This window comes from Devosia aquimaris (assembly GCF_020169335.1).
GTDB lineage: Bacteria > Pseudomonadota > Alphaproteobacteria > Rhizobiales > Devosiaceae > Devosia > Devosia aquimaris.
The window spans coordinates 2092742-2106456 of sequence record NZ_JAIEZN010000001.1; the positions used below are offsets into that span (position 1 = coordinate 2092742).

At 65.0% G+C, this 13715-nt stretch carries 11 protein-coding genes; 6 read left to right on the forward strand and 5 right to left on the reverse strand.

Features of this window, described 5'->3' with window-relative positions; all coding sequences use genetic code 11:
* Position 1 precedes the first annotated feature (1 nt).
* The 5 genes from pstA to K1177_RS10090 all read left to right on the forward strand — a co-directional run bounded on the left by pstA (position 2) and on the right by K1177_RS10090 (position 5628).
* Positions 2-1366, forward strand: a complete 1365-nt coding sequence (pstA, locus tag K1177_RS10070; RefSeq protein WP_224703169.1) for a phosphate ABC transporter permease PstA — start codon at positions 2-4, stop codon at positions 1364-1366.
* An 83-nt stretch (positions 1367-1449) separates the two neighbouring features.
* Positions 1450-2232: a phosphate ABC transporter ATP-binding protein PstB gene (pstB, locus tag K1177_RS10075; RefSeq protein ID WP_224703170.1), complete on the forward strand. Its 783-nt coding sequence runs from the start codon at positions 1450-1452 to the stop codon at positions 2230-2232.
* Positions 2233-2266: 34 nt separating this feature from the next.
* Complete coding sequence (gene phoU / locus K1177_RS10080; RefSeq protein ID WP_224703171.1) at positions 2267-2968, forward strand: phosphate signaling complex protein PhoU; 702 nt, start codon at positions 2267-2269, stop codon at positions 2966-2968.
* Positions 2969-2971: 3 nt separating this feature from the next.
* Positions 2972-3673, forward strand: coding sequence for a phosphate regulon transcriptional regulator PhoB (gene phoB / locus K1177_RS10085; RefSeq protein ID WP_224703172.1), 702 nt, complete (start codon positions 2972-2974; stop codon positions 3671-3673).
* Positions 3674-4272: 599 nt separating this feature from the next.
* Positions 4273-5628 carry an HD-GYP domain-containing protein gene (locus tag K1177_RS10090; protein ID WP_224703173.1) on the forward strand — a complete coding sequence of 452 codons (1356 nt, stop codon included), beginning with the start codon at positions 4273-4275 and terminating at the stop codon, positions 5626-5628.
* 72 nt (positions 5629-5700) lie between these two features.
* Here K1177_RS10090 and K1177_RS10095 read toward each other — a convergent pair whose 3' ends face one another.
* The 3 genes from K1177_RS10095 to K1177_RS10105 all read right to left on the reverse strand — a co-directional run bounded on the left by K1177_RS10095 (position 5701) and on the right by K1177_RS10105 (position 9558).
* Complete coding sequence (locus tag K1177_RS10095) at positions 5701-7326, reverse strand: MFS transporter (protein ID WP_224703174.1); 1626 nt, start codon at positions 7324-7326, stop codon at positions 5701-5703.
* 340 nt (positions 7327-7666) lie between these two features.
* Positions 7667-9001, reverse strand: coding sequence for an aminotransferase-like domain-containing protein (locus K1177_RS10100; RefSeq protein ID WP_224703175.1), 1335 nt, complete (start codon positions 8999-9001; stop codon positions 7667-7669).
* A gap of 128 nt (positions 9002-9129) precedes the next feature.
* On the reverse strand, positions 9130-9558 hold the full coding sequence (locus K1177_RS10105) for a rhodanese-like domain-containing protein (protein ID WP_224703176.1): 429 nt from the start codon (positions 9556-9558) through the stop codon (positions 9130-9132).
* 212 nt (positions 9559-9770) lie between these two features.
* Between K1177_RS10105 and K1177_RS10110 the strand changes: the two genes are divergently transcribed.
* A complete protein-coding gene (locus tag K1177_RS10110; RefSeq protein ID WP_224703177.1) occupies positions 9771-10973 on the forward strand; it encodes an aminotransferase-like domain-containing protein in 1203 nt (400 codons plus the stop codon).
* Positions 10974-11039: 66 nt separating this feature from the next.
* On the opposite strand, the gene K1177_RS10115 is transcribed toward K1177_RS10110, so the two are convergent.
* Positions 11040-12479 carry an aldehyde dehydrogenase family protein gene (locus tag K1177_RS10115; RefSeq protein ID WP_224703178.1) on the reverse strand — a complete coding sequence of 480 codons (1440 nt, stop codon included), beginning with the start codon at positions 12477-12479 and terminating at the stop codon, positions 11040-11042.
* 30 nt (positions 12480-12509) lie between these two features.
* Positions 12510-13661: a fumarylacetoacetate hydrolase family protein gene (locus K1177_RS10120; RefSeq protein WP_224703179.1), complete on the reverse strand. Its 1152-nt coding sequence runs from the start codon at positions 13659-13661 to the stop codon at positions 12510-12512.
* Positions 13662-13715: the final 54 nt, after the last annotated feature.

Sequence of the window (13715 nt, forward strand, 5' to 3'; positions counted from 1 at the left end):
CATGACCGCTACTGTGTCCACCACCCACCAGTCGTCCCTCGAGCGGACAAAGCTCATCCGCGCCAGCCTGACCCGGCGCAACATGAGCGAGAAGATCTTCCGCGGCCTCGGCCTGGCGGCGGTCGTCCTGGCGCTGGGCTTTGTTGCCCTGCTGTTCATCGACGTCGGCCGCAAGGGCATCCCCGCCTTTACCCAGTCCAACCTGCACCTGTCGGTGACCTTCGATCCCGAGCTCATCGGTGTCGAGCCGCCGCCGGTCCAGGCTTCCGGCCAGTCGGACGCCGATTTCCAGGCTGCCGATCTCAAGTGGCAGCGCAGCGTTGCCATGCTCAACTGGAACAAGGTCGTCGAGGCCAGCCTGCGCACGCTGGTTCCGGCCGGCGTCGAGATCTCCAGCAAGGACCTTCTCGCCATCGCCGAGACCGATGCCCGCCACGAAATTCGTGAGCGCTTCGTTGCCGACCCCAGCCTGATGGGCAAGACCATCGAGATGGACGTGCTCGCCTCGGCCAATGCCGCCAACTGGATCAAGGGCAATATCGACCGCTCGCTGCCCGACAGCCAGCAGCAGCTCTCCGCCCCTGCCCGCGCCGTCATCGACTCCATGGTCGCCTCCGGTGCGATCAGCAACGGCTTTGCCTGGTCTATCCTGACCAATGTCGACAGCCGCTCGGCCCCGGCCAGCGCCGGTCTGCTCGGCGCCTTCGTCGGCACGCTCTACATGATGCTGATCGTCATCGTCCTGGCGGTGCCGATCGGGGTGGCCAGCGCCATCTATCTCGAGGAATTCGCGCCCAAGTCGCGGCTCACCGACTTCATCGAGGTCAACATCAACAATCTGGCGGCCGTGCCCTCCATCGTCTTCGGTCTGCTCGGCGCCGCGGCCTTCATCAACTACATGCACCTGCCCATCTCGGCCCCCATCGTGGGTGGCCTGGTGCTGACGCTGATGACCCTGCCCACCATCATCATCGCCACCCGCGGTGCGCTGCTGGGCGTCTCGCCCGCCCTGCGCCAGGCGGCCCTGGGCATGGGCGCGTCCAAGACGCAGATGGTGTTCCACCATGTGCTGCCGGTCACCTTCCCCTCGATCCTGACCGCCACCATCCTGGGCGTGGCCCACGCCCTGGGCGAAACCGCCCCGCTCCTGCTGATCGGCATGAAGGCCTTCGTCGCCTCCGTCCCGGTCACCCCGTTTGACCAGGCCACCGCCCTGCCCGTTCAGATCTATCTCTGGCAGGGCAATGAAAACCGCAATTTCTTTGAACCCCGCACTGCCGCGGCGATCATCGTCCTGCTTCTGGTGATGATTTGCCTCAACGGCGTCGCGATCTACCTGCGCAGCCGCCTCGAAAAGCGCGCCTGATCGCGATACCAGACACAAGGATGACGCAAATGGATATGGTCGCCGGCAAGGTTAAGATGACTCAGCAATCAGTGAACAGCACCATGAATCCCATCGACGCTCTCGAACGCCCGATCCGCCTGACCGCGCGCGACGTCACCGTGCATTATGGTGCCAAGCAGGCCCTGCACGGCATCTCGATCGACATCCCCGATCGCGCCGTCACCTCCTTCATCGGGCCCTCGGGCTGCGGCAAGTCAACCTTCCTGCGCTGCATCAATCGCATGAACGACACCATCGAGGGCGCCAAGGTCGGCGGCACCATCAAGCTCGATGGCGAGGACATCTATGATCCCCAGCTCGACGTGGTCGAGCTGCGCGCCCGCATCGGCATGGTTTTCCAGAAGCCCAATCCCTTCCCCAAGTCGATCTACGAAAACGTCGCCTACGGCCCCAAGATCCATGGCCTGGCCCGGTCCAAGGCCGATCTCGACGAGATCGTGGTCTCGTCCCTGCGCAAGGCGGGCCTCTTTGAGGAGGTCAAGGACCGCCTCAACGAACCCGGCACCGGCCTCTCCGGCGGCCAGCAGCAGCGCCTGTGCATTGCCCGCGCCATTGCCGTTGGTCCCGAGGTCATCCTGATGGACGAGCCCTGCTCGGCCTTGGACCCCATCGCCACCGCCATCATCGAAGAGCTGATCGACGAGCTGCGCGAGAACTACACCATCGTCATCGTCACCCACTCCATGCAGCAGGCGGCCCGCGTCAGCCAGCGCACGGCCTTCTTCCATCTGGGCAATCTGATTGAGGAAGGCGTCACCGAAGACATCTTCACCAATCCGGTGAACAAGCAGACCCAGGACTATATCATGGGCCGCATCGGCTAACCGCCGCGCCCCGGCACGGTCCAGAGGACACAGCATGACTCCCGAGCACATCGTATCTTCCTACAACGACGAACTGACCGCCCTGGCGCAGACCATTGCCGAGATGGGCGGCGAGGTCGAAGTCGCCATCGAGAACGGCACCAAGGCCCTGCTCACGCTCGACCGCGAGCTGGCCGACGTCACCATCATCGCCGACCAGCGCATCGACGACATGCAGCGCAAGATCGACGACATGGCCGTCTCCATGATCGCCCGTCGCCAGCCCATGGCGTCGGACCTGCGCGCCATCGTCACCGCCATCCACGTCGCGTCCGATCTCGAGCGCGTCGGCGACATGGCCAAGCAGTTGGCCCGCCGGTCGCTCAAGCTCGATGGCATCAGCCTGCAGCCCACCTTCTACAATGGCGTCAAGAACATGACCGCCCTGGTGCTGCGCCAGATCAAGGAATCGCTGAACGCCTATTCCAACCGCGACGCCCAGGGCGCCATCGAGGTCTGCAACCGCGATGACGAGGTCGATGCCATGCACACCTCGCTCTTCCGCGAACTGCTGACCTACATGATGGAAGATCCGCGCAACATCTCCCCCTGCACCCACCTGCTGTTCTGCGCCAAGAACCTCGAACGCATTGGCGACCACGCCACCAATATCGCCGAGCGCGCCTATTACCTGCAGACCGGCAAGCAATTGTCGGGCGAGGTCGAGCAGCTGCAGCGGACACAGATCAAGGTCTAGTCGATGCCAGCCACCATTCTTGTTGTTGAGGACGAAGGCGATATCGCCATCCTCCTGCGCTACAATCTGGAAGCCGAGGGCTTTCGCGTCGTCACCGCCGAAACCGGCGACGAAGCCACCCACGCCATCCAGGACAAGCTGCCCGATCTGATCCTGCTCGACTGGATGCTGCCGGAAATCTCCGGCATCGAGATCTGCCGCCGCCTGCGCGCCCGCGAGGAAACCGCCCGCGTGCCGATCATCATGCTCACCGCCCGCGGTGAGGAAGAAGAGCGCGTCCGGGGCCTGGCAACCGGTGCCGACGACTATGTGGTCAAGCCCTTCTCGGTGCCCGAGCTGGTCGCCCGTATCCATGCCCTGCTGCGCCGGGCCAACCCCAATCTCGTCACCGCCGCCCTCAAGGTCGGCGATCTCGAGCTCGACCGCACCACCCACCGGGTCCGCCGCGCCACCCGCGACGTGCACCTGGGCCCCACCGAATACCGCCTGCTCGAATATCTCATGCGCCATCCCGGCCGTGTCTATTCGCGCGAGCAACTGCTCGATGGCGTCTGGGGCAATGACGTCTATGTCGACGAGCGCACCGTTGATGTCCACATCGGTCGCCTGCGCCGCGCCATCAACCGCGGCCGCGAAACCGACCCCATCCGCACCGTCCGCGGCGCCGGCTACGCTTTTGACGAACGGTTTGCGCAGGTGGCGTGAGCGACCGCGGCAGCGACGGGTGAATGGCGGACCGACGGCCTCCCCCCCCGCGCCGTCCCTCCCCCTTCAGGGGGAGGCTAGGTGGGGGTACGAAAGCCCCGGCGCCATCGGCCGAGACTCCCGGCCCATCCCCGTCATTGCCCGGCTCGTCCGGGCAATCCACCAGCGATAGCGCTCACTGTACCTTTCCCTCAACGCCCACCGCACCCCACCTCGCCCCTGAGGGGCTTCGAGGCGCCTCGCGGCAACGGTCTTGCGCCTAGGACCGGCTCCACAATCAGCAAGACACTTTGGGCAAATTCATCGACTTGTCTTGCTTATATCCGCCTGGCCCCCCGGGGACTTTGGCCCCATCTGTTCATCCTTCTAGCAGCGCGATCGATCGAACGACAGCACGCCATGGCGCAAATTGCAGGTGCGAATGACCGCAACGCGATCATGCCGGCATCGGGCCGGCACCATCGCCTGCGGCGTCGGATACGCCGTTGCCGAGACTGTTGCCTCGCACCAGTATCGGTATCGCCAACCCGTCAAATGGCCCCCCCTGAGGCCAATTCGGCATTAACGCTTGTCTGCCATCATGCCTGCGTGAGGACGACATGGCCAAGAACAGCGCGACTATTCATCTTTCCGAGGTTGTGGGCGCGCTCAGTTTTGCGCTCGATATCACCGAGGGTCAGCCCGTCGGCCATAGCCTGAGGTGCTGCTGGCTGGGCATGCATATCGGCGCACAGATCGGCTTGTCAGAGGGGGAGCTGTCCGACCTCTATTACACCTTGTTGCTCAAGGATATTGGATGCAGTTCAAATGCTGCGCGCATCTGTAGCCTCTATCTGGCTGACGACCTGAGCTTCAAGCATTCCTACAAGATGGTCGACAATAGGCTGCCCGAAGTCCTGCGTTTTCTGATCAGCAATACCGGCCGCAACTCGGGCATGATCGAACGCCTCCAGGCCATGATCCACATCGCTCGCAATGGCGGTGAAATAGCGCGCGAACTGATCGATACGAGGTGCCAGCGCGGCGCCGAGATCGCTCGGACGATGCGCTTTTCGGAGTCTGTTGCCGCCGGCATCCTCGATCTGGACGAACACTGGGATGGGTCCGGCCAGCCGCTCGGCCGGTCCGGCAGTGAAATCTCGCTCTTTGGCCGGATTGCGCTGCTTGTCCAGGTCGCCGACGTTTTCTTCATGCGGGGCGGCAAAGGCGCCGCCCTCGCCGAGGTCCGGTCGCGCGCGGGCCGCTGGTTCGACCCCCAACTGGTTGGCGCCATGGAGGCGCTGGAAGACAGGCCCACCGTCTGGACCGGCCTGACCGCCAACGATCTGCAGCAGCTGGTTGTCCAGCTTGAGCCGCGAACGCTGATCCGCGACATTGACGAGGACTACCTTGATAACATTGCCGCCGGCTTTGCGCGCGTCGTCGACGCCAAGAGCCCGTTCACTGCCGGTCATAGTGAACGCGTTGCCCTGTTTACCGATCTGATTGCCGATGAGCTCGGCTATGCGCCGGATCGCCGCCGCTGGCTGCGTCGGGCCGCACTTCTTCATGACCTGGGCAAGCTCGGGGTCTCCAATACGATCCTCGACAAGAATGGGCGCCCGGACTCTGAGGAATGGGTCGCGATCAGGCGTCATCCGGCATTGGGCCGGGTCATCTTGTCAAAGATTGAAGCCCTCAAGGATACCGCCGACATTGCGGGCAATCATCATGAACGCCTGGATGGCAAGGGTTATCCCTATGGCATCGATGCCAGCGCCATCAACCTGGATACTCGTATCGTCACGACCGCCGACGTGTTCGACGCCCTGACTGCCGACCGGCCATATCGCAAGGCGATGTTGGTGCCGGACGCCATCGAATTGATGAGCCGCGACGTTGGCACAGCAATCGACAGTGCGTGCTTCCAGGCCCTGCAGCGTGGCCTGGCAAGGATGAACCAGGTGGCGGCCTAGGCCGGTGAACCACGGAACCTGTTGTCGGGATTGCCGTCGGCGCTGCTTCGACGACCGCGACGACGCCGCGCCCTAAACCTCGCTCACTGGACGCAGCGGCGTGTCGTCCTCGCGCGGCACGGTCTGCCGCTCGATCATGCGATGCACATGCGGCGGCCCCTCGCCGCGATGCAGCGCCCGCACGGCGCTGGTGTTCTCGGCATCGGCCTTGGTGCGCCGCAAATTGTGCCGCACATAGTCCACCCAGGTCGGCACATGATAGCTTTCCACCCACAGATCGGGTTGCTCCAGGTCGCGCAGCAGCGCCCATTGCCGCGCCCCGTCCCGCAGCCTTATGCGCCGCCGATCCGTCATCAGCGCCAGAAACTGCGGGATATCGGCCTGATCGATGCGATAGTCGACCATCACCATGATCGGCCCGCTGCGCGGCATCAGGTCCAGCTGCAGCACCGGCTCGTTGAACGTATTGAGCGGGTTGAGGTCGCGCGATTCAAATTGCGGCAGCGGCAGGCGCAGCCCCAGCAGCGCGCAGACCACCATCACCAGCGCCACGATGGCCAGTGTCCAGTCCGGTCCCACGCCATCGGCGCTCATGCCCCACACCCAGCTGCCCGCCGCCATGCCGCCAAAGGTCGCGGTCTGATAGAGCGAGAGCGCGCGCCCCACCACCCAGCGCGGCGACGACAACTGGATCGAGACATTGAACAGGCTGAGCGACATTACCCAGCAGGCGCCTGCCGGCAGCAGCACGGCATGGCTCAGCAGGCCATCGCGACTGAACCCCAGCCCAACGCAGGCGAGCGCGAACACCAGGCAGGCAATCCGCACGATGCGCTCATTGCTGTAGCGCTCCCGCGCCCAGCCATTGAGGTAGGCGCCGCCGATCGCGCCCAGCCCGAAACAGCCCAGCAGCGTGCCATAGACCATGGCGCCCCCACCGACATAGTCGCGCGAGATACTGGGCAGCAGCGCCAGCACGGCCACCGCGGCAAAGCCGAACAGGAAGCCGCGCAGCAGCACCGTGGTGAGGTTCGGCGACAGCGACACATAGCGAATGCCGGCCAGCACCGCGCTGACAAAGCTCTCGCGCGGCAGACGGCTGGGCGCATAATTGGGCTTCCAGCGGATCAGCGCCCCCACGAGCGGCACATAGCTCACCGCATTGAGCGCAAAGGCAGCCGATGCTCCGGCCAGCGCCACGATCAGCCCGCCCACCGCCGGGCCGACGCTGCGCATCATGTTGAAGCCCATCGAATTGAGCGTCACAGCACCCGGCAGATCCTCGCGCGGCACGATATCGCCCATCGAGGCCTGCCAGCTGGGGTTGAACAGCGCCGTGCCCGAGCCGATCAGGAAGGTGAACACGAGCAGCAGCCAGGGCGTGAGCAGCCCCATCAGCCCCAGCACTGCCAGCAGCAGCGACACCAGCGCCATGCCGCTCTGCGCAATGATCATCACGATGCGGCGGTCGAAATTATCCGCCAGCGCGCCTGCAGCGATGGAGAACACCATGATCGGCAGCGTTGCCGCCGCCTGCACCAGCGCCACCATATTGTGCGAACTGGTCAGCGTGGTCATCATCCAGCCCGCGCCGACCGACTGCACCAGCCCGCCCAGGTTGGACACCAGCGTTGCCAGCCACAGCAGCCGGAACGTTTCGTGCCGGAACGGCGCCAGCACCGGTGCCCGCTCGCTCATCATCACGCCTCACGTCAACTCAACCACCCATCCCTCTTGAGCCGATCGCCCCGCTTTGACAAGTCCGCAACGGCCATCCCCAACCGCTGAGCCCCACCTCGCCAGTGAGCGGAGAGGTCGCCCCGCATGGGCAGGTGAGGGATTCAGCGCAGTTGCGATGGTCTGCCCCCATCCCGTCATTGCCCGGCCCGTCCGGGCAATCCAGCACCACATCCATGGATCACCCGGACACGCCGGGTGATGACGCTGACGACGACATCAGAGGCCGGCCGCAAACACCGAGCGGTCCCTCCCCCTTCTGGCGGAGGCTGGGAGGGGGCGAGAGCCACAATCTCAGGACCTAAACCACCACCTCTTCTTCCGTCGCCAGGATGCGCGCAATCACGCCCAGCGCCCGCGCCAGGGTCGCCCGCGGCGGCGCCATCAGGCACAGGCGAATGCCCGCCACCGGCACGCCGCCGACCTGGGTCGCCGATGGCGGCGTCAGCCGCACCCCGGCCTCGCTGGCGCGCCGCGCCACCTGTTCGGCCCGCAGCGGCGCCATGGGCAACCAGACATGTGGCGCCCCATCCGGCATCAGCAAAGCCTCCAGCCCCAGGATCTCCTGCGCCATGCCCAGCCGCAGCCGCGCCTCGCTGCGCAGCGCTGCCGCAGCTGTATCGGCCAGGCCGCACTCGATCATGGCCGCCGCCATTTCGGCCACATAGGGCGGCAGGCCCCAGCCTTCGGCCCGCAACCGCTTGCGCACCGACGGCAGCTGCGCCGATGGCGGCGCCAGCACGCCCACGCGGACCAGCGGCGTCAGGCTCTTGGAGAGGCTGGTGACGAAATAGACCTGCTCGGGCGCCATGGCCTTGTAGCTCGGTCCACCCTTGCTGGCATAAAACCCATAAATGTCGTCTTCGACGATCATGGCGCCGTATTGCTGCGCCAGCGCCAGCAGCGCCCGCCGCCGCGCCGGCCCGGTCTCAAAGCCCAGCGGGTTCTGGCACACCGGCGTCGTATAGATGGTCTTGGCACCGGTCTCGGCCAGTGCCTGCTCCAGCGCCGCCGGCACCATGCCCTCGCTGTCCACCGCCACCGGATGCATGCGCATGCCCAGATTGGCCACGGCCGCCAGCGCCCCCGGATAGGTCGCTGTCTCGGTCAGGATCACCGCCGATTGCGCCCGCTGCTCGGCAAACGCCAGGTGCAGCCCCTGCTGCGCCCCGTTGCACAGAACGATCTCGTCAGCCACGAGCGGCGTGCGGTTGGCGCTCAGCCAGCCCGCCAGCGCCCCACGCTGCCGTTCGGTTCCGGTCAGGTCGACATAGCCCCCATTGGGCAGCGCCAGGGCCTGCCGGTTGGCAATGGCACTTGCCTCGGCCATCTGCGCCAGGCTGATCACCGGCGCGGGCGCATTGATCGACAGATCGACCAGTCCGCCATCATCGCCCGCGCTGTCGCTGCGATCGAGCACGAAGGTGCCGCGCCCGATCTCGCCGCGCACCACCCCGCGCGCGCTCAGCGCATCGATGGCGCGGGTCACGCTGCCGATCGACACCGAGAATTGCTGGGCCAGCTGGCGATGCGTCGGCAGTCGCGCGCCCGGGGCATATTTCCCCGACGCAATCGCGGCCTCCACGGCTGCAGCAACCCGCTCATGCAGCGGCAGATCATCATCCGCCAACTGCATTGTATTGCTCAATGCAGAAATTGTATCATTCATGCAGCGGACACTAGCACAGCACGCGCCTGGTCAGTAGAGGCCGCGCAGCCTTCTCACCATGTGAGCAATGAGTGGTGATTTCGGTCAGCCCTTTGCTAGCGATTGGGCGCAATGCGCGCGGAAGTTTCGCCCACGCTGCCAAAGGCAAAGCCCTCATCGGCCCAACCGGTGATCCCGCCGATCATCAGCTTCACAGGTCGTCCCAGCCGCGCCAGCTTCAGCGCCGCCTGGTCGGCGCCATTGCAATGCGGCCCCGCGCAATACACCACAAACAGCGTGTCCGCCGGCCATTCGGCCATGCGCTCGGGCGTAATCTGCCGATGCGGCAGGTGCACGGCGCCCGGCACATGCCGCCGCGCATAGGCCTCCGGGGAGCCCACCACATGCAGCAGCACGAAGTCCATATCGCCCGCCGTCAGCGCCGCATGCACGTCAGCGCAGTCGGTCTCCAGCGCCAGCCTTTGCGCAAAATGCGCCTCGGCCACTGCAGACGGCGCCGCCGGATAGTCGGTCACAAAGCTCATCGTCTCCCTTTCTCCCCGCCCCCAGGCGGCGCGCTATACTGGTGTCACAGTCACCCCAAGGCGGGACAATCTTGCCTCACGCCCCGGTGGACGGACCCTTATCCGCCCGCTGACGACGCGCACACTGCGCGAACGAACAAATAAGGTCAATAGTATTGACATAACAATTCTTCGGTGTTTGTATCTGTCGTATTGATACACGGTGATACAAAATGACACCAGTTGATTTTCGCCTTTCCACCCGCGCCCAGGCGCTCAAGGCTTCCGAGATCCGCGAATTGCTCAAGCTGGTCGGCAAGCCGTCGATGATTTCCTTTGCCGGCGGCATTCCAGATCCGGCGCTGTTCAACCTGGGCCTGTTCCAGGCTGCCTGTCACGAGGCCTTTGGCGGCCCCCAGGTCGCCCGCGAGGCGCTGCAATATTCCACCACCGAGGGCTATCTGCCGCTGCGCCAGTGGATCGCTACCCACATGCAGTCCCTGGGCGTTCCCGCCAGCCCAGACAATGTGCTGGTCACCACCGGCTCGCAGCAGGCGCTTGATCTGATTGGCAAATTGCTGATCGACCCTGGCAGCACTGTGCTCACCACCCGCCCCACCTATCTGGGCGCGCTGCAGTCCTTCTCGGCCTTCGAGCCCGGCTTTGCCGACATCGATGCACCCCAGGCCATTGGCGCCGATCCCGCGCGCCTGGCCTATGTCATGCCCGACTTTGCCAATCCTACCGGCGAGACCATGTCGCGCGTCGCCCGCCTGCGCACGCTCGAACAGGCGCGTCAGCTCAATGCCGTCATCGTCGAGGACGCCGCCTATACCGCCCTGCGCTACGATGGCGTCGCCCTGCCATCCATCGCCGCGCTCGATGCCAATGGCGCCAGCGACCTCGAATCCACCCGCACGCTCTATAGCGGCAGCTTCTCCAAGACGCTCTCCCCCGGCATGCGCGTCGGCTGGGTCTGCGGACCGACGTCGCTGATCCGCAAGCTCACCATGCTCAAGCAAGGCGCAGACCTGCATACCTCCACGGTCAACCAGATGGTCATCCACCAGGTCGCCGCAGCCGGCTTTGACGACCAGGTTCAGCGCATCCGCTCGGTCTATCGCAGCCGTCGCGATGCCATGCTGGCCGCCCTCGCCCGCTACGCGCCGCCCGGCATGACATGGTCGCGCCCGGAGGGCGGTATGTTCGTCTGGGCTGAATTGCCCGGGCATATCGACGCCGCCGAACTGCTGCAGCGCGCCATCCGTGCCGATGTCGCCTTCGTCCCGGGCGGCGCCTTCTTCCCCGATGGCAGCGGGCGCAACACCCTGCGCCTCAGCTTTGCCCTCTGCGACGAGGCCCGCATCGAAGTGGGCATATTCAAGCTCTGCGAGCTCATCGGCCACACCGCTATGGCCAAGGCCGCCAGCGCCTGAACCCCAAACAGAAACGGCCCCGGGGATCACCCGGGGCCGCTGAAAAATCCAAACCTTGCCCGGCGCTTAGCCGGCAGCGGTATAGGCCGTCTTGACCACGGTGAAGAATTCCGCCGCGTACTTGCCCTGCTCGCGCGGACCGTAGCTGGAGCCCTTGCGGCCGCCAAACGGCACGTGGAAGTCGACGCCTGCCGTCGGCACATTGACCATCACCATGCCGGCTTCGGCATTGCGCTTGAAGTGCGTGGCATACTTGAGCGAGGTCGTCACGATGCCGGCGCTGAGACCAAACTCGGTGTCATTGGCCGTGGCCAGCGCCTCTTCGTAGTCCTTCACCTTGATGACCGCAGCCACCGGCCCGAAGATCTCTTCGCGGGCAATGCGCATCTGGTTGGTCACGCCGGTGAACAGGGCCGGCTGCAGGAAATAGCCTTCCGTCGGCGCATTGACGCGCTGGCCGCCAGCGCGCAGTTCGGCGCCTTCGTCCTGGCCGATGCCGATGTAGTCCATGTCCTGCTTGAGCTGGCTGGGATCAACCACCGGCCCGATTTCGGTATTGCTGTCCATGGCGTCGCCGACGCGCAGGTTCTTGGTGCGCTCGCACAGGGCATCGACGAACTTGTCGTGAATGCCTTCGGTCACGATCACGCGGCTCGAGGCCGTGCAACGCTGGCCGGTCGAGAAGAAGGCCGACTGTGCCACGGTTTCCACCGCCACCTTGAGGTCGGCGTCATCGAGCACAACTGTGGGGTTCTTGCCGCCCATTTCGAGCTGGAACTTGCGGCCGACTTCGATCGAGGCGGCAGCCACGCGCTTGCCGGTGCCCACCGAGCCGGTGAAGGTGATCGCGATCACGTCCTTGCTGTCCAGCATGGTCTGGCCCACCACCGAGCCCTTGCCCATGACGAGGTTCAGCACGCCCTTGGGCAGGCCGGCACGGACGAGGATATCGACAATCGCCCAGGTCGAGCCGGGTACCAGGTCGGCCGGCTTGATCACCACGGTGTTGCCATAGGCCAGGGCCGGGGCAATCTTCCAGGTCGGGATGGCAATGGGGAAGTTCCACGGCGTGATGATGCCGATCACGCCAATCGGTTCCCGGGTGATTTCAACGCCCACGCCGGGGCGCACGCTCGGCAGCACTTCGCCAGCCAGGCGCAGCACTTCACCGGCAAAGAAGTCGAAGATCTGCGCGGCGCGGGTCACCTCGCCAATGCCTTCGGGCAGGGTCTTGCCCTCTTCGCGGCTCAGCAGCGCACCCAGTTCGGCCTTGCGGGCCAGGATTTCCTGGCTGGCCTTGGACAGAATGGCATGGCGTTCGAGAATGCCCGAGCGCGACCAGGCCGGGAACGCAGCCTTGGCGGCAGCAATGGCCTGCTTGGTTTCTTCAGCGGTGGCGCGGGCATAGACGCCCACAACTTCGCTGGTGTTGGACGGGTTGATGTTCTCGATACCGTCCGAGCCGACCCATTCCCCATCGATCAGGTTCTTGTGCAGTTCAGCCATGTGGTGTGCCTTTCGGGTGAATGGTTTTGTTTAGAGAAGGTCGGCCTTGGCCAGGTCGCGCAGCAAATGGCTGGCGCCATAGGTCCAGGGCGGACAATGGGTGGAGAGGTTCACCCTGTTAGATAGGGTGCCCAGCGCAGATGTCGAGATGGTGACGGTGTCGCCCAGCTTGTGGGTAAAGCCCTTGCCGGCGCCGTCGCGATCCTTCACCGGCGCAAACATGGTGCCCAGATAGAGCACCAGACCGTCCGGATACTGGTGATGCCCGCCGATTGTCGCCGCCACCAGCGATTCTGGCGTGCGCGAGATCTGGCTCATCGAGGAATGGCCATCGAGCACAAAGCCGTCCTCGCCCTCCACCCGCAGCGCAATCTCGGCCCGCTTGATCGAGTCCAGCGTGAAATCGCCATCGAACAGCCGCACGAACGGCCCGAGGGACGCCGAGGCATTGTTGTCCTTGGCCTTGCCCAGCAGCAGCGCCGAGCGCCCCTCGACGTCGCGCAGATTGACGTCATTGCCCAGCGTTGCGCCGATGATGTCGCCCTTGCTCGTTACCAGCAGCGCCACTTCCGGCTCCGGATTGTTCCAGCTCGACACCGGATGCAGGCCCACTTCGGCACCATAGCCCACCGAGCTCATCGGCTGGCCCTTGGTGAAGATTTCGGCGTCCGGGCCGATACCCACTTCCAGGTACTGGCTCCACACCCCCTTGGCCACCAGCGCCGCCTTCACACTGGCCGCTGTTTCCGAGCCCGGCACCAGCTCGCTCAGGTCGGTGCCGATCAGCGTCAGGATTTCGCCACGCAGGGCATCTGCCCGTGACTTATCCCCGCGGGCCTGTTCTTCGATTACTCTCTCCAGCAGCGACACCACAAAGGTGACGCCCGACGCCTTGATGGCCTGGAGATCGATGGGGGAGAGGAGGCTGGCAACTGTCGCATCGTGATCGGCGGCAACACTGTTGGCCAGAATTGTATCGGCCGAGCCGACAATTGTACCGGCAGTGTTCAGGACGTGCTCGGCGGCGCGACCGCTCTCGGCGATGTCGCGCACGGTCGCCATGCCCTTGGCGGTTATGTCCACCACCATGCCGTCGCGCACGGTCACCACACGCGGATGATCATGTCCGGGAACACGCGCGCGACCCACAAGGATACCGTCCGGATAGTGCCTGCTGTCCATGCTCTGCCCCTCGATTGACTCCGCTGTGACTAGCGCACCGCCAACACCGGGCGC

Excerpts from the sequence above, each read along its gene's own strand:
- K1177_RS10090 (WP_224703173.1), top strand. The coding sequence starts at position 4,273 with ATGGCCAAGAACAGCGCGACTATTCATCTTTCCGAGGTTGTGGGCGCG.
- pstB (WP_224703170.1), top strand. The coding sequence starts at position 1,450 with ATGAATCCCATCGACGCTCTCGAACGCCCGATCCGCCTGACCGCGCGC.
- K1177_RS10105 (WP_224703176.1), bottom strand. The coding sequence starts at position 9,558 with ATGAGCTTTGTGACCGACTATCCGGCGGCGCCGTCTGCAGTGGCCGAG.
- K1177_RS10100 (WP_224703175.1), bottom strand. The coding sequence starts at position 9,001 with ATGCAGTTGGCGGATGATGATCTGCCGCTGCATGAGCGGGTTGCTGCA.
- K1177_RS10120 (WP_224703179.1), bottom strand. The coding sequence starts at position 13,661 with ATGGACAGCAGGCACTATCCGGACGGTATCCTTGTGGGTCGCGCGCGT.
- K1177_RS10115 (WP_224703178.1), bottom strand. The coding sequence starts at position 12,479 with ATGGCTGAACTGCACAAGAACCTGATCGATGGGGAATGGGTCGGCTCG.
- phoU (WP_224703171.1), top strand. The coding sequence starts at position 2,267 with ATGACTCCCGAGCACATCGTATCTTCCTACAACGACGAACTGACCGCC.
- phoB (WP_224703172.1), top strand. The coding sequence starts at position 2,972 with ATGCCAGCCACCATTCTTGTTGTTGAGGACGAAGGCGATATCGCCATC.
- K1177_RS10095 (WP_224703174.1), bottom strand. The coding sequence starts at position 7,326 with ATGAGCGAGCGGGCACCGGTGCTGGCGCCGTTCCGGCACGAAACGTTC.
- K1177_RS10110 (WP_224703177.1), top strand. The coding sequence starts at position 9,771 with ATGACACCAGTTGATTTTCGCCTTTCCACCCGCGCCCAGGCGCTCAAG.
- pstA (WP_224703169.1), top strand. The coding sequence starts at position 2 with ATGACCGCTACTGTGTCCACCACCCACCAGTCGTCCCTCGAGCGGACA.